Below are 25872 nucleotides of genomic sequence, written 5' to 3'. Positions count from 1 at the left end.
GAGCTGATGTCTGAGCAGCCCGCCCCCGCCCCCGTCAGCGAAACACCCCTCCCTGCCGGCCTGGCCGAGTCCCTGAAACGGGACAGCGCCGGCCTGGTGGCCGCGATCGTCCAGCAGTTCGACACCAACGAGGTGCTGATGCTCGGCTGGATGGATGACGAGGCGCTGCACCGCACCATGACCAGCGGACGGGTCACCTTCTACTCCCGCTCGCGGCAGGAATACTGGCGCAAGGGCGACACCTCCGGCCACGCGCAGTGGGTGAAGTCCCTCGCGCTGGACTGCGACGGCGACGCCCTGCTGGTCCGGGTCGACCAGGTCGGCGCCGCCTGCCACACGGGTACCCGGACGTGCTTCGACGGACGGGCGCTGGACGCCGTCGTCGGCGACGCCGGCTGACCCGGCTCACCCGCGGCGCAGCCCGGGCATTTTGAAAGCTTCAGACCAAGAGAACAGGCGGAACACAACAGCCATGCAGGACCTTGGAGTCATCAGCCCCGGCCTGGACGAGTTCCGGGAACTCGCCGGGCACAGCCGTGTTATCCCGGTCCGGCTGAAGGTGCTCGCTGACGCCGAAACCCCGATCGGGCTGTACCGCAAACTCGCCCAGGGCCAGCCGGGGACGTTCCTGCTGGAGTCCGCCGCGGTGGGCGGCGCCTGGTCCCGCTACTCCTTCATCGGCGCGCGCTCCCGCGCCACGCTGACCACCAGGGACGGGCAGGCGCACTGGCTCGGCGAGCCGCCCGTCGGGGTCCCGCTGGACGGCAGCCCGGTCGACGCCATCCGGGACACCGTCCGGGCGCTGCACACCGAACGCTTCGAGGGCCTTCCGCCCTTCACCTCCGGCCTGGTGGGGTTCCTCGGCTGGGAAACCGTCCGGCACTGGGAAAAACTCACCAGCCCGCCCGAGGACGACCTGGAACTGCCGGAAATGGCGCTGAACCTCGTGACGGACATGGCCGTGCACGACAACATGGACGGCACCGTGCTGCTGATCGCGAACGCGATCAACTTCGACAACAGCTCCGAACGCGTCGACGAAGCCTGGCACGACGCCGTCGCCCGGGTGAAGGCGCTGCTGGCGAAGATCAGCACCCCGACGGAGCAGCCCGTCTCCGTGCTCCAGCCCGCCGCCCTCGATTTCGCCTCGAGCGTGCAGGAACGCTGGGACGAAAACGACTACCTCGCCGCCCTGGACCGCGGCAAGGAAGCGATCGTCGACGGCGAAGTCTTCCAGGTGGTGATCTCGCGCCGCTTCGAAATGGAATGCGGCGCCGACCCGCTGGACGTCTACCGCGTCCTGCGCAACACCAACCCCAGCCCCTACATGTACATCTTCAGCCTCGAGGATGCCGCCGGGCGCCAGTACTCAATCGTCGGCTCCTCCCCGGAGGCCCTCGTGACGGTCACCGGCGAAGAAGTCATCACCCACCCGATCGCCGGCTCCCGGCCGCGCGGCAAGACCATCGAGGCGGACAAGGCCCTCGCCGAGGAGCTGCTCGCGGACCAGAAGGAACGCGCCGAGCACCTCATGCTGGTGGACTTGTCCCGCAACGACCTCTCCAAGGTCTGTCTGGCCGGAACCGTGGATGTCACGCAGTTCATGGAAGTGGAGCGGTTCAGCCACATCATGCACCTGGTGTCCACGGTGGTGGGCAAACTCGCCCCCACCGCCACCGCCTATGACGTGCTCAAGGCGACCTTCCCGGCCGGAACGCTCTCCGGCGCCCCTAAGCCCCGCGCGCTGCGCCTCCTCGACGAGCTGGAACCCCACCGCCGCGGCATCTACGGCGGCGTGGTGGGTTACCTCGACTTCGCCGGCGACATGGACATGGCGATCGCCATCCGCTCCGCGCTGCTGCGCGACGGCCGCGCCTACGTGCAGGCCGGCGGCGGCATCGTGGCCGACTCCGTCAACGCCACTGAGGCGCTCGAGACCATCAACAAGGCCGCCGCCCCGATGCGGGCCGTCCATACGGCGCAGTCGCTGCGCACCATCACCGCAGAGACCGTGCCCGACGCCGGGACGGAGCAGCCATGACCGGCGCGGCGGGCACGATCAAGAGCACCAGCCCGGCCGTTCCGCGCTGGGCCCGGAAGTCCACCCTGGTCCTGGTCATCGCGGCGCTGGCACTGGCCGTTTTCGGCACCACCACCCAGACCTGGCTGACGGTCCAGCTCGATCCCGGCCAGCTGGGCCAGGGCGTCAGCCAGAACGGGCTGCAGGTCCAGGGCAGCAAGGCCGCCACCACGGTCACGGCCCTCGCCCTGGTCGCCCTGGCCGGCGGACTCGCGGCGTCGATCGCCGGGCGCATCGCCCGCTGGGTCATCACGGCGATCATCCTGCTGGCCGCCGCGGGCATCGTGGCCGCGGCCGTCACCGTACTGTCCGACCCGCTGGCAGCGGCGCAGGGATCCATTGCCGCAGCCACCGGCATCAGCGGCGGCAACGTCCAGGTCGCCCTCACCGTGTTCCCGGTGCTCGCCGTCGTCGCCGGCTCCCTGCTGGGGATCAGCGCCCTCGCGATTGTGCCGGCCGGACGCTACTGGAAGAGCCGGACGAAGTACGACGCCGCCGCTACCGCCGCCGCTCCGGGCCCCGCACAGCCGGCCGACGAGATCGACAGCTGGGACCGGCTCTCCCGCGGCGAAGACCCCACCTGAGACCAGGCAGCGGGCGCGTCCGGCAAGGCTCCCTGCAGCGTGCCGGTAACGCGGCCAATGACGCCGCCAAAAAATGGCAGAATGTAAGCAGTATTGATCCTGAGGAGATTTCCATGAGCAAAGCCCCTGTTTCCGCACCCCAGCCCGCCGCCGGCACCGGCGTCTACGACGGCGTCGACCACAGCGAGCCCACCGGCCACGGCAACAGCCCGGCGGCCTGGACCACCGTGATCATCATGCTGGTCGGCGCGCTCATTGCAGCCATCGCCTTCGTGATCGCCAACACCCCGATCTTCATCGCCGGTGCGGCCGTCATGCTGATCGGCCTCGTGGTGGGCTTTGCCATGCGCAAGGCCGGTTACGGCGTCGGCGGCAGCAAGCTGAAGAACTCCGGCCACTAGGAGTGAGCGTTCTCGATGACATCAACGCCGGTGTCAGGGAGGATCTGGAGGCCCGCCAGCGCCTCGTCACGCTCGCCGAACTGAAGGAGCGTGCCGCGGCGGCGGCCCCGGCTCGCGACGCGTGGGCCGCCCTGGGCGGCCCGTCGGACCGGACGCAGCTCAAGGTCATCGCCGAAATCAAGCGCCGCAGCCCCTCCAAGGGCGCACTCGCAAGCATCGCGGACCCGGCCTCCCTCGCCGTGCAGTACGCCGACGGCGGCGCGGCCGTGATCAGCGTCCTGACCGAGCAGCGCCGTTTCAACGGCTCGCTGGCCGACCTCGACGCCGTCCGGGCAGCCGTGGACGTCCCGCTGCTGCGCAAGGACTTCATGATCGACGAGTACCAGATCTGGGAGGCCCGTGCCCACGGCGCCGACCTGATCCTGCTGATCGTCGCCTCGCTCTCCGACGCGCAGCTCCACGACTACAGCGCCCTCAGCCGCGAGCTGGGAATGAACGTGCTCGTGGAGACCCACACGGCCGGCGAAGTTGAACGCGCCGTCGCCGCCGGGGCGCGGATCATCGGCGTCAACGTCCGGAACCTCAAAACGCTCGACGTCGACCGCTCCGTCTTCTCGGAGCTCGCCGACGGCATCCCCGCGGGGGCACTCGTCGTGGGCGAGTCCGGCGTGCGCGGCGTCGACGACGTCCGGCACTACGCGGCCAGCGGCGCCAACGCGGTCCTGGTCGGCGAGGCGCTCGTCAGCGATGCGACGCCCCGCGAACGAATCGCCGAATTCATGGCGGCCGGAGCCGAAGAAATCGCCGCACGTCCCTGACCCGCGGCCCTGCCGGGCATCCGGCCGGAGACCGCGGTGCGTCCGTGCGGCACCCAAGACCCAGATAGCAGTGGAACAGGATGGTGAGACTGATGGTCGATGCGCCAACAGCCGGCTCAGACGAAAACCCCGTAGACGCCTTCCTGGAGGGCACCCGGCCGGATGAGGACGGGCCGCAAAGCGCGCCGTCCCTCCGCCACGCCCCGGGACCCTACTTCGGCTCGTTCGGCGGGCGCTGGATGCCCGAGTCCCTCATCGCCGCGCTGGACGAACTTGAAGACACCTTCGAGAAGGCCAAGGCGGACCCCGAGTTCACCGCACAGATCGCGGACTTGAACAAGAACTACTCCGGCCGCCCCTCGCTGCTCACCGAGGCCAAGCGCTTCGCCGAGCACGCCGGGGGAGTCCGCGTCTTCCTCAAGCGCGAGGACCTGAACCACACCGGCTCGCACAAGATCAACAACGTGCTGGGCCAGGCGCTGCTTGCCAAGCGCATGGGCAAGACCCGCATCATTGCCGAAACCGGCGCCGGCCAGCACGGTGTGGCCAGCGCCACCGCCGCCGCCCTGCTCGGCCTCGAGTGCGTGGTCTACATGGGCGCCGAAGACTGCCGCCGGCAGGCCCTCAACGTGGCCCGGATGGAACTCCTCGGCGCCACCGTCATTCCGGTGACCAACGGTTCGCAGACGCTCAAGGACGCCATCAACGAGGCACTCCGCGACTGGGTCGCCAACGTGGACACCACCCACTACCTGCTGGGCACCGCTGCCGGGGCGCACCCGTTCCCGGCCATGGTCCGGTACTTCCACGAAGTTATTGGCGAGGAGGCCCGCGCCCAGATCCTGGAGCAGGCCGGGCGACTGCCGGACGCGGTCTGCGCCTGCGTCGGCGGCGGCTCCAACGCCATCGGCATCTTCCACGGCTTCCTGGACGACCCCTCGGTCAGGATCTACGGCTTCGAAGCCGGCGGCGAAGGCGTCGAAACCGGACGCCACTCCGCCACCATCACGCTCGGCAAGCCCGGCGTGCTGCACGGCGCCCGCTCCTACCTCATGCAGGACGACGACGGCCAGACCATCGAGTCCCACTCCATCTCGGCCGGCCTTGACTACCCGGGCGTCGGGCCCGAGCACGCCTACCTCGCCGACATCGGCCGGGTCAGCTACGAGCCCATCACGGACAGCGAAGCCATGGAGGCCTTCCGGCTGCTCTGCCGCACCGAGGGCATCATTCCGGCCATCGAGTCCGCGCACGCCCTGGCCGGCGCCATCAAGGTCGGCCAGCGGCTGGCCGCCGAGGCCGGAGACGCAGCCGACAAGATCGTGATCGTGAACCTCTCCGGCCGCGGCGACAAGGACGTGGCCACCGCCGCGGAATGGTTCAACCTGCTGGACAAGGATTCAGCCGAAGCCGAGATCGCCCAGGAAGGGGAACAGCTGTGAGCACCGCCGAAAACAGCCCCGAGAGCCGCACCGAGACCACGGTGCCGAGCGGCAGCAAGTCCGCGGCAGCGATCGACCGGGCCAAGGCCCAGGGCCGGTCCGCCCTCATCGGCTACCTGCCCGCCGGGTACCCGAGCGTTGAGGACACCATCGCAGCGGGCATTGCCCTCGCCGAAAACGGCGCCGACCTGATCGAGATCGGCATCCCCTATTCCGACCCGGTGATGGACGGCCAGGTCATCCAGGCCGCCACCACCGAGGCGCTCGCCAAGGGCTTCCACGTCAGCCAGGTGTTCGACGTCGTGCGCGCCATCACGAGCAAGACCAAAGCCGCCGTCCTGGTCATGACCTACTGGAACCCCGTGGTCCGGATGGGCGTCGACGAATTTTCCCGCCGGCTGGCCGAAGCCGGGGGAGCAGGGCTCATCACCCCGGACCTGATCCCGGACGAGGCCGCGGAATGGATGGCTGCCTCGGACAAGTACGGCCTGGACCGCGTCTTCCTCGTGGCGCCCTCCTCGTCGCCGGAACGGATGAAGCGGACCGTCGAGGCGAGCCGCGGCTTCGTCTACGCCGTCTCCATCATGGGCGTCACCGGAGCACGCACTTCGGTCAGCTCCGCGGCCAAGGACGTCGTCGCGGCGGCCCACGCGGCCGGTGCCGAGCGGGTCTGCGTCGGCCTGGGTGTCTCGAACGCCGGCCACGTCCGAGAAATCGCGGCCTACGCGGATGGAGTGATCGTCGGCACGGCCCTCGTCGCGGCGATCGGTGAGGGCGGCGTGGATGCTGTAGCGTCCTTGACGAAAGAGCTCAGCACCGGCCTTACCAAGGAAGAAGCGTAAGCAATGCAGTCAGTCCTCCACGCGGCAGCGATGGTTCCCGCGAGCATTCCGAGCCCGGACTGGTCCGGCTTCGATATCCCGCTGCCCTGGGGGTCCCTGCGCATCCACGCCTACGCGCTGTGCATCCTCGCCGGCATCATCGCCGGGCTTTGGCTCACTTCAGTGCGCTGGGCCCGCCGCGGTGCGCCTGAGGGCAGCGTCTGGGACATCGCCATCTGGGCTATTCCCTTCGGCATCATCGGCGGCCGGCTCTACCACGTGGTGTCCTCCCCGGACGCCTACTTCGGCCCCGGCTTCGACGGCACCGGTGACCTGTCCCTGATCCCGCAGATCCAGCGCGGAGGCCTGGGAATCTGGGGTGCCGTGGTGCTGGGCGCCGTCGGCGCCTGGATCGGTTGCCGCCGGGCCGGTGTGAAGCTCAGCGCCTTCGTGGACGCCGCGGCGCCCGGGTTGCTGCTGGCACAGGCCATCGGCCGCTGGGGAAACTACTTCAACCAGGAACTTTTCGGCGGTCCCACCACCCTGCCCTGGGGGCTGCAGATCGACGCCGACAATCCCAACTTCCCGGCTGGCATGCCCGCCGATACGCTGTTCCACCCGACCTTCCTCTACGAGTCCGTCTGGAACCTCGTGGGCGTCGGCATCCTGCTCCTGCTGGACCGGAAGTTTTCCTTCCGCCGCGCTCGGCTGTTCTGGCTCTACGCCATCTACTACACCCTGGGCCGCGTCTGGATCGAGGCCATGCGGATCGACGACGCCGAACAGATCAACCTCTTTGGCATCACCACCAGGCTCAACGTCTGGACCAGCATCTTTGTGCTGCTCGCCGCCCTGGTGGCGTTCATCGTCCTGGGCCTGCGTAAGCGCGACGTGCCGGACACCCCCTACCTGCCCGGACGGGAGCCCGAACCCGCGGCCGACGCCGAAGACACCGCCGCCACGACGGACGCCCCCGCCGAGGACGGGGACGACGCCGGCAAGGTCGACGCAGGGGACGACGCCGAGCACGCCGTCGACGACGACGCCGACACCGAGGCCGCGAGGGTCGCTGTACCCGTCCGCCATGCGGACTCTGCTGTCTCAGATACTGAGGCGCGTGATAATCTCCCGGGTAACCAAAGCGGTCCGCGCCGCGCTTCGGCCCCAGCCGTTGCGGCCGCGGAATCCACCGGCGGAACCAAGCCCGCCCACGGAGAACCCGAAGCCGGAGCCCCCGGCCACCGGGCCTCCGAAACCGCGCCGGAAGCTGACAGCACCAAGTAGCTCAGCACCGGAAAACGGGCTTCAGGGCGACCGCCGGCTGGGCTCGAGTCCACAGCGTCGTGGCGACAGGGTTGCATCGAACAGCAGACAGCTGGACGCTATGCAAGCCCGGGCCGGCGGCCGCGTAACTGTTCGTGCAGGAAGCGGCGCTGGCCTACAATTCGAGTAGGAAAATCACGTTGTTGTGCCCGTCACACCGGCGCACCGATTCGGGCCAATGTTGTCCCTCCCATAAGCACGATCAGGAGGAAGGACGTCTCCCATGACCCAAACCCTGCATAGCCCCAGCTGGTCCGGTCCGGAACAGCCCACCACGGCGGTATCCCCGTTCAAGCGTTTCGCGGCGTTGCCCGAAGCCGCCGGACTCTACAACCCGGAGCAGGAGAAAGACGCCTGCGGCCTGGCCATCATCGCCACCCTGCGCGGCGAGCCCGGCTACGACATTGTCGACGCCGCCCTGACCGCCCTGCGCAACCTCGAGCACCGCGGTGCCGTCGGCGCCGATGAGGGAACCGGCGACGGCGCCGGGCTCCTCATGCAGGTTCCCGATGAGTTCTTCCGCGCCGTTACCGACTTCGAGCTCCCGGCCGCCGGCCAGTACGTCGTCGGGACCGCGTTCCTGCCCGCCGAGCAGCGCGAATCCGACGCCGCCAAGGCCGGCATCGAGGGCCTGGCGGCCGATGAGGGCCTCACCGTCCTGGGCTGGCGCGAAGTCCCGATCGTGGCCGACCTCGTCGGTGCGATGGCACGGGCCTGCATGCCGTACTTCGCCCAGCCGTTCTTCGCTTCCAGCACGGGCGAGACGCTGACCCGCAACGAACTGGACTCCCGGGCCTGGCGGATCCGCAAGCGCGCGCAGAACAAGTTCGGTGTGTACTTCCCGTCCCTGTCCTCACGGACCATCGTCTACAAGGGCATGCTCACCACCGCGCAGCTGGAGCCGTTCTACCCGGACCTCTCGGACACACGCTTCAAGACCAAGCTCGCGATCGTTCACTCGCGCTTCTCCACCAACACCTTCCCGTCCTGGCCGCTGGCCCAGCCGTTCCGCACCATCGCGCACAACGGCGAGATCAACACGGTCAAGGGCAACCGCAACTGGATGCGCGCCCGGCAGTCGCAGCTGGCGAATCCCTTGCTGGGGGACAGCCCGGAAGAGCTGTACCCGATCTGCACCCCGGGCGCCTCGGATTCGGCCTCCTTTGACGAGGTCGCCGAACTGCTCTGGCTCTCCGGCCGGCCGATCACGCACTCGATCATGATGATGATCCCCGAGGCCTGGGAAAACCACGCCACGATGGACCCCGCCCGGCGCGCCTTCTACGAGTACCACTCGCTGCTGATGGAGCCGTGGGACGGCCCGGCCGCCGTCTCCTTCACCGACGGAAACCTCGTCGGCGCCACCCTGGACCGCAACGGGCTGCGCCCGGGCCGGTACTGGATCACCGAGGACGGCCTGGTCGTCTTCGCCTCCGAGGTCGGCGTGATCGACGTCGAACCCGCCAAGGTGGTCAAGAAGGGCCGCGTGTCGCCCGGCAAGATGTTCCTCGTGGACACCGAGGCCGGCCGGATCATCGACGACTCGGAGGTCAAGGCCGAAGTCGCCGCGGCCAACCCCTGGGCGGAGTGGCTCAAGGACAACCTGATCGACCTCAAGGACCTGCCCGAGCGCGAGCACGTGGTGCACACCGCCGCGTCGGTCAACATCCGCCAGCGCACCTTCGGCTACACCACGGAGGAACTGAAGATCCTGCTCGGCCCGATGGCGCGGACCGGGGCCGAGCCGCTCGGCGCCATGGGTTCGGACACCCCTGTGGCCGTGCTCTCCAAGCGGCCCCGGCTGCTCTTCGACTACTTCGTGCAGTCCTTCGCGCAGGTCACCAACCCGCCGCTGGACGCCATCCGCGAGGAACTGGTCACCTCCCTGACCTGCGCGATCGGCCCCAACGGCAACCTGCTGGACACCAAGCAGGTCCGCCAGCCGCAGGTCTCGCTGCCGTTCCCGGTGATCAACAACGACCAGCTGGCCAAGATCGCAAACATCGAGAACGCCGACGGGGACCGCGTCGCCATGAAGGTGCGCGGCCTGTACCGTCCCGACGGCGGCGAACACGCCCTGCGTGCCAGGCTGACCGAAATCTGTGAGCAGGTTTCCGGCGCCATCAACCGCGGCGTCCAGTACGTGGTGCTCTCGGACCGTGACTCCAACGCCCAGTGGGCGCCGATCCCGTCCCTGCTGCTGGTCAGCGCCGTGCACCACCACCTGCTGCGCAGCGCCAACCGCACCAAGACCGCGCTGGTGGTCGAGGCGGGCGATGTCCGAGAAACCCACCACGTCGCCGTCCTGATCGGCTACGGCGCCTCCGCGGTGAACCCGTACCTGGCGATGGAATCCGTCGAACAGCTCATCAGTTCCGGCGACGTCACCGGGGTCACCCCGCAGGACGGCGTCTACAACCTGATCAAGGGCCTCGGCAAGGGCGTCCTGAAGATCATGTCCAAGATGGGCATCTCGACGGTCGCCTCCTACACCGGCGCGCAGACCTTCGAAGCGCTTGGCCTGGGCCAGGACCTCGTGGACGAGTACTTCTCCGGCACGCATTCCCAGCTCGGCGGCATCGGCCTCGACGTGATCGCCGCGGAGGTCGCGGCGCGGCACCGGATGGCCTACCCCGAGAACGGCATCGAACTGCCGCACCAGCCCCTGCTGGGCGGCGGCGAGTACCAGTGGCGCCGCGACGGCGAACCGCACCTGTTCAACCCGGAGACCGTATTCCGGCTGCAGCACGCCACGCGAGAACGCCGCTACGACATCTTCAAGGCGTACACCCGGGGAGTGGACGACCAGTCCACGAACCTGATGACCCTGCGCGGGCTGCTGAAGTTCAAGGACGGCCTGCGCCCGGCGGTCCCGCTTGAGGAAGTGGAGCCGGTCTCCAGCATCGTCAAGCGCTTCTCCACCGGCGCCATGAGTTACGGTTCCATCTCTCAGGAAGCCCACGAGACCCTCGCGATCGCCATGAACCGGCTCGGCGGCAAGTCCAACACCGGTGAAGGCGGCGAGGACGTGGACCGGCTGCTGGACCCGACGCGCCGTTCGGCGGTCAAGCAGATCGCCTCGGGCCGCTTCGGCGTCACGAGCCTCTACCTGACCAACGCCGACGACATCCAGATCAAGATGGCGCAGGGCGCGAAGCCCGGCGAGGGCGGCCAGCTGATGGCCCAGAAGGTCTACCCCTGGGTGGCCCGGACGCGGCACTCCACGCCCGGCGTCGGGCTCATCTCGCCGCCTCCGCACCACGACATCTACTCGATCGAGGACCTCGCGCAGCTGATCTACGACGCCAAGCGCGCCAACCCCTCGGCCAGGGTGCACGTCAAGCTGGTCTCGGAGGTGGGCATCGGCACCGTCGCGGCCGGCGTCACGAAGGCCAAGGCCGACGTCGTGCTGGTTTCCGGCCACGACGGCGGCACCGGCGCCTCACCGCTGAACTCGCTCAAGCACGCCGGTGTGCCCTGGGAACTCGGCCTCGCCGAGACGCAGCAGACCCTGATGCTCAACGGCCTGCGCGACCGCGTGGTGGTGCAGGTGGACGGCCAGCTCAAGACCGGCCGCGACGTTGTGATCGCCGCGCTGCTCGGCGGCGAGGAGTTCGGTTTCGCCACCGCGCCGCTGGTGGTCTCCGGCTGCATCATGATGCGCGTCTGCCACCTGGACACCTGCCCGGTGGGCGTCGCGACGCAGAACCCCGAACTGCGCTCACGCTTCACCGGCAAGCCCGAATTTGTGGTCAACTTCTTCGAGTTCCTCGCCGAGGAAGTCCGCGAGATCCTCGCCGAGCTCGGCTTCCGCAGCCTGGAGGAAGCGATCGGCCACGCCGAAATGCTCGACACCCGGGAAGCGATCAGCCACTGGAAGGCCGAGGGGCTGGACCTTGACCCCATCCTGCACGGGCTGGAGTTCGACGACGACGCCCCGCTGCGCAACCTCACCGGCCAGAACCACGAGCTGGACAAGCACTTCGACCAGCGCCTGATCGCGATGGCCGCCGAGGCTCTCAGCGACCGCACCCCGGTGAAGATCGCCGTCGACGTCATCAACACGGACCGCTCCGTCGGCACCATGCTCGGCCACGTGGTCACCAAAACCTTCAGCACGGACGTGCTGGCCACGGACACGATCGACATCACGCTGACCGGCACCGCCGGGCAGTCGCTCGGCGCATTCCTGCCGGCCGGCATCACGCTGCGGATGTTCGGTGACTCCAACGACTACGTCGGCAAGGGGCTCTCGGGCGGGCGCATCATCGTCCGGCCGGACCGCACCAACGTGTTCGCGGCGGAACGGAACGTCATCGCCGGCAACGTGATCGGCTACGGCGCCACGAGCGGCGAGCTGTTCCTCCGCGGCCAGGTGGGGGAGCGCTTCATGGTGCGCAACTCCGGCGCCACCGCGGTGGTCGAAGGCATCGGCGACCACGGCTGCGAGTACATGACCGGCGGCCAGGCCCTGGTGATCGGCCGCACAGGCCGCAACTTCGGCGCAGGCATGTCCGGCGGCACCGCCTACGTCCTGGACCTGCAGCCCGAACGGGTCAACAAGCAGGCCCTCGACGCCGGCGAATTGCAGCTGCGCGAACTCGACGCCGAGGACCGCGAAATTGTCCATGGACTGCTCGTCAAGCACCTTGAAGAAACGGAGTCGCAGCACGCGGCCCGGCTGCTTGAGGACTTCGACGACACCGCAGCCCGCATTACCAAGGTGCTGCCGCGCGACTACGCGGCCGTACTGCAAACCCGTCTTGACGCCATCGAAGAGGGCCTGGACCCCGACGGCGAAGAAGTTTGGTCTCGAATCCTGGAGGTGACCGGTGGCTGATCCACGCGGATTTCTGAAAGTACGCCAGCGTGAAACCCAGCCGCGCCGTCCCGTCCCGGTCCGCATCATGGACTGGAAAGAGGTCTACGAAGCCCAGGAAAAGGGCGTCCTGAAGAGCCAGGCCGGCCGCTGCATGGACTGCGGTGTCCCGTTCTGCCACCAGGGCTGCCCGCTGGGGAACCTCATCCCGGAGTGGAACGACCTCGTCTGGCGGGACAAGGGCGAGGAAGCGATGGAGCGGCTGCACGCCACCAACAACTTCCCCGAGTTCACCGGCCGGCTTTGCCCGGCGCCCTGCGAAGCGTCCTGCGTGTTGGGCATCAACCAGCCCGCCGTGACCATCAAGCAGGTTGAGGTCTCGATCGTGGACCAGGCCTTCGACAACGGCTGGGTTACCCCGCTGCCGCCGGCCCGCCTTTCCGGCAAGACCGTCGCCGTCGTCGGCTCCGGCCCTGCCGGACTCGCCGTCGCCCAGCAGCTCACCCGGGTGGGCCACACCGTCGCCGTCTACGAGCGGGACGACAAGATCGGCGGCCTGCTGCGGTACGGCATCCCCGATTTCAAGATGGAAAAAGAACACGTGGACCGCCGCCTGGACCAGATGAAGGCCGAAGGCACCCGGTTCCGCACCGGCGTCGCCGTCGGCACCGATGTGACCTGGGAGCAGCTGCGGCGGCGCTATGACGCGGTTGTGGTGGCCACCGGCGCCACCGTCCCGCGGGACCTGCCCATCCCGGGCCGCGAGCTCGAGGGCGTGCACTTCGCCATGGACTACCTGGTCCCCGCGAACCGCGTGGTCGCCGGCGAGGCCGTGGAGAACCAGATCAATGCCGCCGGCAAGCACGTCGTCATCCTCGGTGGCGGCGACACCGGCGCGGACTGCCTCGGCACTGCACACCGGCACCAGGCCGCGTCGGTGACCACTCTGGCCATCGGCAAGCAGCCGTCGGCCGAGCGGGCCGCCCACCAGCCATGGCCGACATTCCCCACCCTGTTCGAGGTGGCCAGTGCGCACGAGGAGGGCGGCGAACGCACCTACCTGGCGTCCACCGTCGAATTCGTGGGCGAGAACGGCAAGCTGACCGGCGTGAAGGTCGCGGAGACCGAATTCGTCGACGGCAAGCGACTGCCGAAGGCCGGCACCGAGCGGATCATCCCGGCGGACCTCGTCTTCCTGTCCCTGGGCTTCACCGGCGCCGAACCCGCAGGCATCACCGAGCAGGTGCACGCCGAATTCGACGGCCGCGGCAACGTGGCCCGGGACGGCTACTACATGACCAATACCGAAGGGGTCTTCGTCGCCGGCGACGCCGGCCGAGGCCAGTCCCTGATTGTCTGGGCGATCGCTGAAGGCCGCGCCTGCGCCGCCGCCGTGGACAAGTTCCTGATGGGCAGCACCATTCTCCCGGCGCCTGTGGCGCCGACCGATCGGGCGATTGCCGTCCTGTAGTCCGGTCCTGGCCCCGTCGGGGCCAGTGCCGGACACCGGCCGTTCTTCCCCGCGACAACTTAAAACAACCAAGAGACAACTAGGGTAGGTATATGAGACGCGCTAAAATTGTGGCCACTTTCGGACCGGCGATCGCGAGCTTCGAGAACACGCTGGCCGTGCTGGAAGCCGGGGTCGACGTGGCCCGGATGAACATGAGCCACGGAGACTACTCCGTGCACGACAACACCTACGACAACGTCCGCAAGGCCGCCGGGCAGCTCGGCAAGGCCGTCGCCATCATGGCCGACCTGCAGGGCCCCAAGATCCGCCTCGGACGCTTCGTGGACGGCCCGCACCTGCTCGCCGTCGGTGACACCTTCACGATCACCACCGAGGACGTCCCCGGTACCAATGACATCTGCTCCACGACGCTCAAGAGCCTCACCGAGGACGTCAACCCCGGGGACTCGCTGTTGATCGACGACGGCAAGGTGGCCCTGCGCGCCATCGAGGTCGACGACGTCAAGGTCGTCGCGCAGGTGGTCGTTGGCGGCTACGTGTCCAACAACAAGGGCATCAACCTGCCAGGCGTGGCCGTCAACGTCCCCGCTCTGAGCGAAAAGGATGAGGACGACCTCCGCTGGGCCATGCGCCGCGGCGTGGACATGGTGGCCCTCTCCTTTGTCCGCGACGCCTCGGACATCAAGCGCGTCCACGAAATCATGGACGAAGAAGGCCGCCGCGTGCCGGTGATCGCCAAGATCGAAAAGCCCCAGGCCGTGGAGCAGCTCCCGGAAATCATTGATGCGTTCGACGCCATCATGGTGGCTCGTGGCGACCTCGGTGTGGAGCTTCCGCTCGAGGAAGTGCCCATCGTGCAGAAGCGCGCCGTCGAGCTCGCCCGCCGCTGGGCCAAGCCGGTCATTGTGGCCACCCAGGTGCTCGAATCCATGATCGACAACCCGCGCCCGACGCGTGCCGAGGCCTCCGACTGCGCCAACGCCGTGCTCGACGGCGCGGACGCCGTCATGCTCTCCGGCGAGACCAGCGTGGGCAAGTTCCCGATCGAGACCGTCAAGACCATGGCCCGGATCATTGAATCCACCGAGGTCCACGGCCTGGAACGCGTCCCCCCGCTGGGCACCAAGCCGAAGACCCGCGGCGGCGCCATCACCCGTGCCGCCGTCGAAATCGCTGACCAGCTGGAAGCAAAGTACATCTGTACCTTCACCCAGTCCGGCGACTCGGCCCGCCGCCTTTCGCGGCTGCGCCCGATCCGTCCGGTCTTCGCGTTCACCCCGGTGGAGCACGTCTGGAACCAGCTCGCGCTGACCTGGGGCATCCAGCCGGTACTGGTCCCGATGGTGGGCCACACCGACGAGATGACCGCCCAGGTTGACCGCAACCTGCTCGAGATGGGCTTGGTCGAGGACGGCGACATGGTGGTCATCGCCGCCGGTTCGCCTCCCGGCAAGGCCGGTTCGACCAACATGCTCAAGGTCCACAAGGTGGGTGACCTGGCCGACGCCGGCAGCCACGGCGATAACGCCGTCACCAAGGACAAGCTCGGCCCGTGGCCGGAAAAGAAGAAGAAGAACTCCAAGATCTAGTTCTTCCCAGGTATCACATAAGGGAGGGTCCCCGCCGCTGATGTTCAGCGGCGGGGACCCTCCCTTATTGTTGCCTGGGCTTGTGTTGCCTGGCCGGGGTGGAGCCTAGTTGACCTGGTTGATGATGGTCTCGGCAACCTCGCGCATGCTCAGGCGGCGGTCCATCGAGGTCTTCTGGATCCAGCGGAACGCTTCCGGCTCCGTCAGGCCCATTTTGGTGGTGAGCAGGCTCTTGGCGCGTTCAACGAGCTTGCGGGTGGCGAACTGCTCCTGCAGGTCGCTGACCTCGCTTTCAAGGGCCTTGATTTCCTCGTGCCGGGACAGGGCGATCTCCAGGGCCGGGATCAGGTCCGCCGGGGTGAAGGGCTTCACCACGTAGGCCATGGCGCCGGCGTCGCGGGCGCGCTCCACCAGTTCCTTCTGGCTGAACGCGGTCAGCAGTACCACGGGGGCAATGCGGGCCTTGACGATCTTTTCGGCGGCGGAGATGCCGTCCATGACGGGCATCTTGACGTCCATCAGGACCAGGTCCGGCTTCAGTTCCTCCGCGAGCTGCACGGCTTTCTCGCCGTTGTCCGCTTCGCCGACGACGTCGTAGCCCTCGCCGCGCAGGATCTCGATGATGTCCAGGCGGATGAGGGTCTCATCCTCGGCGACCACGACGCGGCGCGCCGGCTGGGAAGTGGGGGTTGACTCCGTCTGTTCTGACACGGGTACTCCTTGGAAAGGTACGGCGGGAACTAGACCATCTGAGGCAAGTCCGCTGGTGTACTGGGGGCCGGTAGGGATCGATGCGGCGTCACTGGCGCGATTCTGGAATTCAGCCTATCTGCATGTAGAGTAATTTCGCGCACCGGAAGCGATCGCGTTGCTCACAGCACCGTGGAGCACGCGAATATGACAGCCGGTGTCTCCGCGCCCGAGTGGCGGAATTGGCAGACGCGCCGCACTCAAAATGCGGTATCGAAAGGTGTGTGGGTTCGAGTCCCACCTCGGGCACGTGTTTTCCCTGTTCAGGGGCTTTTTGGTGTTTTTTCGTGTGCACATCGTGCACACTCCCGCCTCTGATCTGGCGATCCGGGTGTGTGGGGTGCCGGATAGACCTATTTGGTTGTCTGTGGGAGCGGCTGACTACGGCGGACCGGCTGCCGCACTGTGGGGTCTCTTCTGGGTGTTCATCCTCGTTCGTCCTTCCCTTCGGTTTTCGCGTTCACCACTTCATGGTGACTGGCGCCGCGCACAACATGACTTGCTGATTATTCTTTGGATGGGCCTGGGTTTGCGGCCGGTCCGGGTTTTCCGTTCTGCTACGTGTTCATGCAGGAAAGCGGTGAGAACGGCATGACATGGCAACTGACACGTATGGACACGCCGTCCCGAGGCGTCCAGAGATTTGACGGGCCTCGGCCGCGGCAAGCAGGGCACTGGACGGCACACAGCACGTCTTCACACACGTCCCGCCGATGGTCGCGAACTCTACCATCAGCACTTTCTCGACCTGGCTTGAGGCGCGAATGCCCAACCACAGCTCAACGAGGCTCTCACATACCGGTCATCAGTCGCGCCCTAGTCAGGTCCGGATCTGGCTACGACAACAACGAGAAACGCTCTAGCCCCCAGCCGAACCGGCCCAGGCACCGAAATTACCGGTCCCACCGCCTCCGCGGTCGTCGTCTTTGCCGCAACGTTTACAGCGCTTGTATAGGGCGCCATCGTCGGCATGTTCAACATGCCAATCGTGCTGAATGTTCAGCTTGCACAGCAGGTTCTTGAGCATGGTCCTCTCCGATCGAATTGATCGACTGCCGGCTGAATTCGGTAATTTAACCATCGCCTTCGCTCCGCCGCCGCGGAAGTCACAACTGGAGTCCTTTGTGCCCTTTTCAAATCAAAGGGGTCACGCTGATGCGGATGGACAGATTGCCATCCTCAAATGCGAATGTTCAGTGGCAGCCTCCCTGTCCGCCCTGACCGGGCACTTTCGTGCGGCCTTTGGTGGCCGCTGGATCGCGATCCCGGCCGAGCTGGGCCGGGAGGTGCCACTGAAAGGGGAACTCAAGGACTGTAGTCTGCTCTGCGTGCGAGTTCCGGGGAGGTTAGTCGGGTGGGAGTTCGAAGCGGGCGCCCAGTTCGGTGAGCGCTCCGAAGAGATCAGGCACACCCCACCATTCGACAGCGCGCCCGTCCTCAAAGCGGAGGATGTGCATGGAGGCTATCTTCACCGGTTTGCCGGTAGCGGCCAAGCCCAGAAAGGGCCCTGTGTTCGTCCCCTGCCAGGTTATCCGGCCGGCAACCTTGTCGCCTTCGACGACGGTGTCCTCGACGGTCCCCGTGAAGCCGGAGAAGCCGGCATGGAGCCCTTGCATCCAGGAGACAATTCCAGCCAGACCTGGAAGCTGTCCGGGACCGGCACTGCGGTCTTCAATGCCAGTGCTGACGACCTGGGCCAGCGCATCCTCGTCATTTGCGGCAACGGCTGCAATGAGCCGCTCGTACGCCTGCCGCAGTTCATCACTGTTGCTCATGGTTCCTCCTCGAACGACGCATCCTGGCAGCCGAAATTGCTCTTACGACCAAGTTTCAACACCGCGGCGGGCAGGCACAAGGGCGTCACATATTCAGGTGTCTGCCTCTGGCCCGCGTGACGGCCAGAGGTTTTGCCCGGCTTGTCAGGTGAAGGCGGCGCGCGGTGATGACTATGTCCAGCCATGAGTCGCCGAGCATCCACGCGGCCATAACGTCGTTGAGCCAGTGGTGTCCGAGGTGTACGCGGCTCAGTCCGAATGAATGGCTTCAGCTCATCGGGGCGTAAGTCCTGTCCGTTCTACGGCGAGGAGGGCACCATTGGAGCGAAATCGCGACCCACCCGGGCGGCCGTTTATGCAGCCTGGTTGGGGGCACCGAAGTGGGCAAAAAAGTGGGTGTGCACAAAGAGGCACCGCCTGCTCAGGACGTCGGTAAAAGACGCTCGCGTCCATGTTTTTTTACGTTCACATGTCGCATGTGTGTCAGAGACAGGTGGCCCATGAGTACCCCAGATAGGAGTCATGGCCTTGGAGAAGGCGACGACAGCGCTGACCACTACGCCGTGGAGAAGACGCCAGACAAGGCCACCAGTGCCACCAGACGACGACGAATCCGAGTCTCTTTCCAGCATGGCGGCTTCCGCCCCCGGTCTCTTGCTTCCCTGATCGGCGGGTTTGCCTCTAGTTACCTGGTCATGGACGGAATTGACCCAACCACGGGGACCGGTGTGCCCTAGGCAAACGGGGCGGTTGGGTCTATATCAGGACTGTAGCGCAATTATTTGGCGCCCCTTTGCAGAGGCGCCGTCGGTTGAAATTCGCCCGCATCCGAGGGGCAGACACGGCCCGAGGATACATTCCGGAGCCTGATCCACAACGATAAGCAGTACCGCCCAGCCCAGCACGCTAGTGAGCCGAATTTCGTTTCGCGTCCGCGATGGCCTGGGCAACAAGGAGTTGTCATGGCAAGCACCATCCCCGCACCTGCCCGGACGACGTTTCAGGGCAACGACAAGTTGCTGCTGGGCATCGTGCTCGGCGTCATCACGTTCTGGTTGTTCGCCGGCACAACGGGAACGGTTGCCCCAAACATCCTCGTCGAGATCAACGGCGCCTATTCAGATCCGGTTCACAAGACCTGGGCGACCCCTCTCGTCGATGTCGCCGCAATGAACCTGGCGGTGTCGATCACGGCCCTCTTCTCCGGTATGTTCATCGTGGTGGCGGGCGGCCTCGCTGACCGGATCGGCCGCGTCCGGATCAGCTTGATCGGCAACGGCCTGGGCATCCTCGGATCCCTCATGATCGTGCTTGCCGCAGGGCCGGTTGCCCTGCCGCTCCTGCTCGGCGGCCGCGCCATCCAGGGACTCTCGGCGGCGTGCATCATGCCAGCCACCATGGCGCTCGTGAAGACGTACTGGGACGGCCCTGGCCGTCAGCGGGCCGTGTCCATGTGGTCCATCGGCTCGTGGGGCGGATCGGGGCTCGCCTCGATCTTTGGCGGCTACGTGGCGACATTCGTGGGATGGCGCTGGATCTTCATCGCCTCGATCGTCATCTCGGTCATCTCGATCCTCCTTATGCGCGGCACGCCGGAGAGCAAGGTGGCCCAGACGGGCACGTTCAAGTTCGACCTCCCTGGTGTACTGGTCTTCATGGTCTCGATGCTGGCGCTCATGATCGTGCTGATCTTCGGCTCGAAGATCGGATGGCTAACACCGACCACGATCGGGCTCTTCGTCGTCGCCGGGGCAGGCCTTTACTTGCTGGTTCGGATCGAAGGCCGTGCAGCCAAGCCGTTCATTAACTTCGAGCTGTTCAAGAACCGCACCTTCACCGGCGCCACGATCTCGAATTTTCTCCTCAACGGCACGATCGGCCTGCTGATCGTGACCCAGCAGCTCCTCCAGATCGCCGGAGGCATGACGGCTTCCGATGCGGGCCTGCTGACTATCGGCTACGCGATCATGATCATCGCGTTCATCCGCCTCGGCGAAAAGCTCCTGCAGCGCTTTGGTCCCCGCCAGCCGATGATCTGGGGATCCCTCATCGTCGGCGTTGCGAGCGTCCTGCTGCCGCCCACCAACCTCCTGCTTTCCGAGTACCGTTGGCTCGCCGTTGTGGCCTACGCACTATTCGGCCTCGGCCTCGCGTTCTACGCGACGCCGTCCACCGACGCCGCGCTGGCGAACCTTCCCGCCGATCAGGCCGGTGCCGGCTCCGGCATCTACAAGATGGCCTCCTCGCTGGGCGGTGCGATCGGGGCCGCGATCTCCCTCGCGCTCTTCAGCGCTTTCAGCAGCTCAGGAGCCCAGTTTGTCGGCGACGTCCTCATCAACCAGGGCCGCACTGACAACACTGCGATCCGGCAGGCCGCCGTCGTCGCGCTCCTGTTCAACGTGGTCATGGTAATCATTGCGGTCGTCTCGATCATGGCCACGGTGCCCAAGGGCAGGGAGCGTGCCGAGGCGCAGCCCGCAACTTAGCAATAGTGTCCGCGGTTACCCCGCGGATCACGGGAAGGCATGAGGAAGAAGCCATGGCATCAACTGGAGCTGCGCGCACGATCCTGTCCGCACAGGATTCCCTCAGAGACTGGCAGGAATCGCTATACAAGGACTTCCACAGGAACCCCGAGCTGAGCCACCATGAGGAGCGCACGTCAGGCATCGTGGCTGACCAGCTGAAAAGCTTCGGCTTCGAGGTCCACACGAACATCGGCGGCACGGGCGTCGTGGGTGTCCTCGCCAACGGCGACGGGCCGACCGTGCTCGTGCGCGCGGACATGGACGCGCTCCCCGTCGCGGAGGCCACGGGCCTCGATTACGGGAGCACAGCCGTAGCAATTGACGACCAGGGAGCACAGACGGCCGTCATGCACGCGTGCGGCCATGACGTCCACATGTCGAGCCTCCTCGGCGCGGCGCGGCTCTTCGGCCAGGAGCGCGACGCCTGGGCAGGCACCCTTGTGGCGCTCTTCCAGCCCGCCGAGGAGCTCGGCGACGGCGCGCGGGGCATGGTCGACGACGGCCTGGCGGGCCTCATTCCCCGGCCCGCTGTTGCTCTCGCCCAGCATGTCCTGGCGCATCCGGCCGGGACCGTGAGCACGTATCCCGGCGCGTTCCTCTCGATGGCGGACAGCATCCACATCACCCTCTACGGGCGCGGCAGCCACGGCTCGATGCCGCATCTCTCGGTCGACCCGGCAGTCTTGGCGGCAATGGTCGTGGTGCGGCTCCAGACCGTCGTCTCGCGCGAGGTCCAACCGGGCGAGTTCGCGGTGCTCACTGTTGGGAAGATCGCGGTCGGTGCCAAGAGCAACATCATCGACGACCACGCCGTCCTCGAACTCAACATCCGCACCTATAACAAGGCCACCCGAGACCAGATCCTCGCGGCCATCGAGCGGATCGCCAAGGCCGAGTCGGCGGCGTCGGGCTCACCCAAAGAGCCGGAAATCGCGCTCTACAACAGCTACCCGCTCACCGACAACGACGCCGACGTCACCGCCAGGGTCGCCGACGCGTTCGCTGAGTACTTCCCCGCCGAGACGATCGAAAACTACGGGCGGCAGACAGCGAGTGAGGACTTCAGCGACATCCCCACCGCGCTCGGCATCCCGTACACCTACTGGGGCATCGGCGGCGTGGACCCCGACACTTACCGCGCGGCTCGGGCCGCTGGCCGCATCATCACGGACATCCCCGCGAACCACTCGCCAAAGTTCGCACCCGTCCTCCAGCCCACGCTGACCACCGGGACAGCTGCCCTCGTGGTCGCCGCAGCGGCCTGGCTCGGGAAACACTGACCGGGCGGCGCAACCCGTCCAGCCTCACGGCGGCACCATTGACCTCCAATATCCAGCCCCCCGCGGCTGTGCTTGTTCCGTGGCGGTCTTGTTCCAGAGGTCGACGCTTTCCGGCGGACCGAAGTCGCGGGGAAGATGCAACTATCCCGCCCTCGCTGGGCCGTGCACCGACGTGTCACCCAGCCGGGGACCGTTTCCAGGGCGTTCGCTCGGGCGGCCTTTGCCATCATTTCCAGCGACTTTTTTCACCTCACCATCGAGGCAGGGGGCAACGGAAACGGTGTGGCCGGGGACCGCTGCGCCGCAGCATCCATGAGGCGGCCCCATTGGCCGCCCCCGGGGCACGGGCTGTTGGTCGACTGGTAGAGGCCCTGCAGGACGCTCATGCGGACGTTATGGTCCGCGTCGTCGTTCGGCAGGAGGTGGTTCCCGGCTGGTTGTGGAGCCGATCTGGAATCCGCCGGCGCCATCGAGCGGCTGGCCGTTGGTATCGCGCTCCGGTAGGGCGAAGTTTCCCGTGTAGTTCCCCGGTGCCGTCTCGGGGTGCTCGACGGCGGGGTCAGAACGCGGTAGGGAATTTCAGGGCCGCCGTGTTCGTTGCAGTTCCATCAGACAAAAACGCCAGAAAAGAGAATCGCCATAGTGGCAACCGATTACGACGAAGTACGTTCCGATGTCAAGGAATCCCAGGAGCGCTCACTCGAGGCGCTGCAGTCCGCCAACGCCCCGGACGCCCGGAGTGTCGTCCGAGAGCTGGACGAGTCCGATGCACTGGATGAGGCCATGACCCCCGGCGGGGAATTTGTTTCCGAGGAACTTATTGTTCAAGTCATCCCGCAGGCAGAGGACGAGTTCACCTGTTACTCGTGTTTCCTGGTCAGGCACCGGTCCCAGCTTGCGCGCCAAAGCAAGGGCCATTCGTACTGCGTCGAGTGTGAAGGCTAGTCCGGGTAGCTAGCCAGGATGTAGTCGCCGGCAGCGGGACCGGCCATTCGTCGTCGGCTGCCACTGGGATCTATCCCGTGGCGCCGGATGGCGGACCGGAAGGCAAAGTCTTCCACCGGCTTGATCTTGTGCAGTATGCACCAGCTTGTGTACAGACCGTAGAGGCAGTCCGGTCCCAATGGATCGTGCGTTTCATCGCGGACCGTGGCTTCCAGGAGGAATCGTGTGATGTGCGAGGTGGCCATTCCAGGCTCCGTTCCTCGGGTGCATCCTTGGTGCCGCCGTGCTGCTTCAGCGGCTCTCTTCGTGGCCGTGCACCCGGCCGTGAAGGACCAAATCCCCTAAGGTTTTTGGACTCTGAACTTACGTCGCCTTCTGGAGCGTGTCTAGAGTGGTCATCAGGCGTGACGGAACCGCTGCGATCAAGCAGGCGGCGGTCAGGGGAAGGTGGCGTGTGTCGAGTTAGGTCGGAATTCGCGTCGTGACCTGCAACATCATTCTGGTACCGCCATCGAAACCGCCGGCTGCTTGACGGCTCCAACGGAGCCCGGACCGGTGTTTAGGTGGCCTGGTACTACAAGAGGCCGCCAGTAGCTTCTTCGCGAAGTCCCGGCGCACTCCCCACCAGCATGCGCCCTAATCGGTCCAATAGCCAGCTGGCCAGCCGTTAGTCACGCCAGCGGCTCGGAGACGCCGCGGGCGTTTGAACGGTCGAACTGGCGCCGGACCGGGTGGATCGCGGAAGTTTGCGGGGGAGTGGGGGAAATTCACGGGTGGAACCGGTTCGAGCCCCTCCCCGGCAGGAGCCTCGGCCTCGAAGCCACCCTCTCAGGCCCGTCCGGTACCCTCTGCTTAGCTCTAGGCACCGAGGGCCGCGGCAGGGAGAGGATGGTCACCCGTGTTTTCGTTCCAAACCGGATACCCGATGTGGCAGGCGGGGCCGCATTTTGTCGGGCTCAAGATCGCCTTGGTGGCCTTGGCCATCGCCCTGCTACTGCGCATGCGCCGGCGGGTCTGGGCGCGGTTGCGGGGCCTGGAGTGGCGGCGGATGGCCCTTGCCTGTGGTGCCGCAGCCGGACTCTTCTACGCAGTCTGGATTTTCTACCTGAGCGGCACGATGCCCGCGGTGACGGTCGCCTACAACTGGAGTACGGCCTGGCTCGCGCTGGACGGATTCGAGGCTGTAGCGGCGCTCCTGACGGCGGTCTTCTTCTTCAAGGGAAGTCCGTACGCCGCACTGAGCGCTGCAGCCTTCTCCACGAGCCTGTGCATCGATGCGCTCTTCGATGTCGCCACCGCGGCCCAAGGACCGCCCCTGACGACGGCGATCCTCGAGGCCGTCCTCGTCGAACTGCCGTTCGCCGGCCTCTCCGCCGTCCTTGCGGTGAAGCTCCTTGCCGCGGGGCGCCAGCCGAGTCGGCCGAGCCAGCCCCGCGGCTGAAGATTTCCTGCGCGGACACGGCGTAAGTGTGCTGTTCCACTCGGTATCTCCCCAAGGCTGAATATTCCAGCCCCAATTAAAAGGTAGAAGACTGGACGGATCCTGAACCGCGGCCCGGCGGGAACCGCGTGTTCCGGCACCGAGCCCGGGCTGTAGAGTCACGGGTAACCTTCGTCCGGGGCCAACGATCCGATCCACCGCCGCCCCGTCCGCGCCAACCTCATCGAGAAGAGCCCACCATGACCGCCAGCACCGTCCTCGTCGCCGGAGCCACCGGTGACCTCGGCCGCCGCGTTGTTCGCGAACTCCTCCGGCAGCCCGGCACCCTCGTCCGGGTCCTGACCCGCCCCGGCAGCGGCAAGGCCCACAGAATCTTCGGCGGCCAGGAGCGCGTGGAGATCCATGAGGCCAACTACACGGACAGGGCCGCCCTCGTCGCAGCGTTGGCCGGCGTCGACACCGTCGTCTCGGCCGTCAGCGGTGCGCGTCCGGTCATCGTCGACGTCCAGCGGGCACTCCTAGCCGCCGCCGTCGAAGCCGGCGTGGCACGGTTCATCCCTTCGGACTACTCCGCCGACTACCGTCGGATCACCCCAGGCAGCAACCGCAACTTCGAGCTGCGCCGCGAGTTCGCCGGGGAACTCGATGCCGCCCCCCTTCGCGTGACTTCCGTCCTCAACGGCGCGTTCGCGGACATGCTCACCGGGCAGGCGCCGATGATCCTCTTCTCCCGCCACCGGGTCCTGTACTGGTCCGCACCGGATCAAATCCTTGACTTTACGACCAAGGACGACGTCGCTCGCGTCGTCGCGCTTGTGGCCCTCGACGGGAACGCGCCCCGGGTCGTCGAAGTCGCCGGGGACCGCGTCAGCGCCCGCACCATCGCCCAAACCATGACCGAACTCACCGGAACTCCCTTTTCACCGCAGTGGGCCGGTACCACGGGGACCCTCCTGGCGATGAGCAAGATCGGCCGGCGCTTGTCCAAAGACAAGGGCGAGGCATTCCCCGCGTGGCAGGGCATGCAGTACTTCGTCAGCATGTTCAGCGGCGAAGCCGAACTTCGCCATGTTGATAACGACCGCTACGGCCCGCAGCCATGGACCTCGGTCCGCGACGTCCTGGAAGCTCACCTGCTGGAGTCCGGGCCGTCCCGGTAGAACCCTGGCATTGGCGTCGGTCACTGGGCGATATCGGGCCGTGTGCCCATCCATTCGGCACGAAGTATGGAAAATACCTCCTTGTCGTAACGATTCCCGTCATAGACCCAGCTGCTGCGGAGAACGCCGTCGGAATGCATACGCAGTCGCCGCGCCACCGCAACACTGCGGTCGTTGTCGGTGCGGCATCGCCATTCCACGCGAGACATTCCCCGCTCTAAGAAGGCCCACTCCATAAGCAGTTCGACCGACCGCGTGATAAGGCCGCTGCCGACAGCATCGGGTTCGAGCCAGCAACCGACCTCACAGATGCCCCAGACCGGATCAAACGCGACAAACATCACGCCTCCGATGATCTTGCCGTCGGCCCAGAGGCCATAAATGCGAGCCCCATCATTCGCGGTGGCCGTAGCGTAGCGCTGAAGGGTGGCGCGCGCCCCATCTACGGTATCGGTGACAAATGTCGGTCCGACCCAGGGCCGGATATGATCTCTGGCCCTGTTCATGTGGTCGGCAAACTCGGCGGCCTGCCAAGGCTCAAGAGGCTTCAAAACGACCCCGTCCCGCACGACTTTTTCAAACATAGGTTCTCCAGGGGTCTGCCCAGGGGGTGGTTGCACTGGGGTGGGTGATTTTCTCGGA

21 protein-coding genes and 1 tRNA gene are annotated in these 25872 nt (G+C 66.5%); 17 read left to right on the top strand and 5 right to left on the bottom strand.

Annotation, left to right across the window (positions count from 1 at the left end; genetic code table 11):
• The first annotated feature begins 6 nt into the window (after nucleotides 1-6).
• The 11 genes from hisI (at nucleotide 7) to pyk (ending at nucleotide 15351) form a co-directional block, all read left to right on the top strand.
• The gene (gene hisI / locus ACZ5Z0_RS02480) at nucleotides 7-399 is read left to right on the top strand and encodes a phosphoribosyl-AMP cyclohydrolase (RefSeq protein ID WP_464109746.1); all 393 of its coding nucleotides are present in this window, start codon (nucleotides 7-9) and stop codon (nucleotides 397-399) included.
• 73 nt (nucleotides 400-472) lie between these two features.
• Nucleotides 473-2041 (top strand): anthranilate synthase component I, encoded by a 1569-nt coding sequence (locus ACZ5Z0_RS02475; protein ID WP_464109745.1) that lies wholly within the window; start codon nucleotides 473-475, stop codon nucleotides 2039-2041.
• Nucleotides 2038-2664 (top strand): Trp biosynthesis-associated membrane protein, encoded by a 627-nt coding sequence (locus ACZ5Z0_RS02470; protein WP_464109744.1) that lies wholly within the window; start codon nucleotides 2038-2040, stop codon nucleotides 2662-2664. The genes ACZ5Z0_RS02475 and ACZ5Z0_RS02470 overlap by 4 nt, the downstream gene beginning before the upstream one ends.
• Before the next feature lie 113 nt (nucleotides 2665-2777).
• Nucleotides 2778-3065 carry an HGxxPAAW family protein gene (locus tag ACZ5Z0_RS02465; RefSeq protein ID WP_138769525.1) on the top strand — a complete coding sequence of 96 codons (288 nt, stop codon included), beginning with the start codon at nucleotides 2778-2780 and terminating at the stop codon, nucleotides 3063-3065.
• A 2-nt stretch (nucleotides 3066-3067) separates the two neighbouring features.
• Nucleotides 3068-3883 carry an indole-3-glycerol phosphate synthase TrpC gene (gene trpC, locus ACZ5Z0_RS02460; protein WP_464109743.1) on the top strand — a complete coding sequence of 272 codons (816 nt, stop codon included), beginning with the start codon at nucleotides 3068-3070 and terminating at the stop codon, nucleotides 3881-3883.
• Nucleotides 3884-3975: 92 nt separating this feature from the next.
• Nucleotides 3976-5325, top strand: coding sequence for a tryptophan synthase subunit beta (trpB, locus tag ACZ5Z0_RS02455; RefSeq protein ID WP_464110689.1), 1350 nt, complete (start codon nucleotides 3976-3978; stop codon nucleotides 5323-5325).
• A complete protein-coding gene (gene trpA, locus ACZ5Z0_RS02450) occupies nucleotides 5322-6167 on the top strand; it encodes a tryptophan synthase subunit alpha (RefSeq protein ID WP_464109742.1) in 846 nt (281 codons plus the stop codon). Before trpB ends, trpA begins: the two co-directional genes overlap by 4 nt.
• A 3-nt stretch (nucleotides 6168-6170) precedes the next feature.
• Entirely contained in the window at nucleotides 6171-7430 is a 1260-nt protein-coding gene (lgt, locus tag ACZ5Z0_RS02445; protein ID WP_464109741.1) for a prolipoprotein diacylglyceryl transferase, read from the top strand.
• A gap of 262 nt (nucleotides 7431-7692) precedes the next feature.
• Nucleotides 7693-12309, top strand: a complete 4617-nt coding sequence (gene gltB / locus ACZ5Z0_RS02440) for a glutamate synthase large subunit (protein WP_464109740.1) — start codon at nucleotides 7693-7695, stop codon at nucleotides 12307-12309.
• Nucleotides 12302-13759, top strand: coding sequence for a glutamate synthase subunit beta (locus ACZ5Z0_RS02435; RefSeq protein WP_464109739.1), 1458 nt, complete (start codon nucleotides 12302-12304; stop codon nucleotides 13757-13759). Before gltB ends, ACZ5Z0_RS02435 begins: the two co-directional genes overlap by 8 nt.
• 92 nt (nucleotides 13760-13851) lie before the next feature.
• The gene (gene pyk / locus ACZ5Z0_RS02430) at nucleotides 13852-15351 is read left to right on the top strand and encodes a pyruvate kinase (protein ID WP_464109738.1); all 1500 of its coding nucleotides are present in this window, start codon (nucleotides 13852-13854) and stop codon (nucleotides 15349-15351) included.
• Between the two features lie 105 nt (nucleotides 15352-15456).
• Here pyk and ACZ5Z0_RS02425 read toward each other — a convergent pair whose 3' ends face one another.
• Nucleotides 15457-16062, bottom strand: coding sequence for an ANTAR domain-containing response regulator (locus ACZ5Z0_RS02425; protein ID WP_056739732.1), 606 nt, complete (start codon nucleotides 16060-16062; stop codon nucleotides 15457-15459).
• Nucleotides 16063-16268: 206 nt separating this feature from the next.
• Here ACZ5Z0_RS02425 and ACZ5Z0_RS02420 point away from each other — a divergent pair.
• Nucleotides 16269-16350 (top strand) — tRNA-Leu (locus ACZ5Z0_RS02420).
• Between the two features lie 610 nt (nucleotides 16351-16960).
• Here the strand turns inward: ACZ5Z0_RS02420 and ACZ5Z0_RS02415 are convergent.
• Nucleotides 16961-17128: a hypothetical protein gene (locus ACZ5Z0_RS02415; RefSeq protein WP_282384321.1), complete on the bottom strand. Its 168-nt coding sequence runs from the start codon at nucleotides 17126-17128 to the stop codon at nucleotides 16961-16963.
• A gap of 319 nt (nucleotides 17129-17447) precedes the next feature.
• A complete protein-coding gene (locus tag ACZ5Z0_RS02410) occupies nucleotides 17448-17876 on the bottom strand; it encodes an ester cyclase (protein ID WP_464109737.1) in 429 nt (142 codons plus the stop codon).
• A 962-nt stretch (nucleotides 17877-18838) separates the two neighbouring features.
• Here ACZ5Z0_RS02410 and ACZ5Z0_RS02405 point away from each other — a divergent pair.
• The 3 genes from ACZ5Z0_RS02405 to ACZ5Z0_RS02395 all read left to right on the top strand — a co-directional run bounded on the left by ACZ5Z0_RS02405 (nucleotide 18839) and on the right by ACZ5Z0_RS02395 (nucleotide 22629).
• Nucleotides 18839-20362, top strand: coding sequence for an MFS transporter (locus ACZ5Z0_RS02405; RefSeq protein WP_464109736.1), 1524 nt, complete (start codon nucleotides 18839-18841; stop codon nucleotides 20360-20362).
• A gap of 53 nt (nucleotides 20363-20415) precedes the next feature.
• Nucleotides 20416-21684 carry an amidohydrolase gene (locus ACZ5Z0_RS02400; RefSeq protein ID WP_464109735.1) on the top strand — a complete coding sequence of 423 codons (1269 nt, stop codon included), beginning with the start codon at nucleotides 20416-20418 and terminating at the stop codon, nucleotides 21682-21684.
• Nucleotides 21685-22326: 642 nt separating this feature from the next.
• Entirely contained in the window at nucleotides 22327-22629 is a 303-nt protein-coding gene (locus tag ACZ5Z0_RS02395; protein WP_464109734.1) for a DUF4193 domain-containing protein, read from the top strand.
• On the opposite strand, the gene ACZ5Z0_RS02390 is transcribed toward ACZ5Z0_RS02395, so the two are convergent.
• Nucleotides 22626-22874, bottom strand: coding sequence for a hypothetical protein (locus tag ACZ5Z0_RS02390; protein WP_464109733.1), 249 nt, complete (start codon nucleotides 22872-22874; stop codon nucleotides 22626-22628). The two genes, ACZ5Z0_RS02395 and ACZ5Z0_RS02390, sit on opposite strands and share 4 nt — an antisense overlap.
• 653 nt (nucleotides 22875-23527) lie before the next feature.
• Here ACZ5Z0_RS02390 and ACZ5Z0_RS02385 point away from each other — a divergent pair.
• Both ACZ5Z0_RS02385 and ACZ5Z0_RS02380 read left to right on the top strand, forming a co-directional pair.
• The gene (locus ACZ5Z0_RS02385; protein WP_464109732.1) at nucleotides 23528-24070 is read left to right on the top strand and encodes a hypothetical protein; all 543 of its coding nucleotides are present in this window, start codon (nucleotides 23528-23530) and stop codon (nucleotides 24068-24070) included.
• Nucleotides 24071-24309: 239 nt separating this feature from the next.
• A complete protein-coding gene (locus tag ACZ5Z0_RS02380) occupies nucleotides 24310-25230 on the top strand; it encodes an NmrA family NAD(P)-binding protein (protein WP_464109731.1) in 921 nt (306 codons plus the stop codon).
• A 20-nt stretch (nucleotides 25231-25250) separates the two neighbouring features.
• Here the strand turns inward: ACZ5Z0_RS02380 and ACZ5Z0_RS02375 are convergent, their stop codons facing one another.
• The gene (locus tag ACZ5Z0_RS02375; protein ID WP_464109730.1) at nucleotides 25251-25814 is read right to left on the bottom strand and encodes a GNAT family N-acetyltransferase; all 564 of its coding nucleotides are present in this window, start codon (nucleotides 25812-25814) and stop codon (nucleotides 25251-25253) included.
• Between the last annotated feature and the right edge of the window lie 58 nt (nucleotides 25815-25872).

The organism is Arthrobacter sp. T2-23, assembly GCF_055398325.1.
This window is presented reverse-complemented; position numbering and strand designations above follow the sequence as displayed.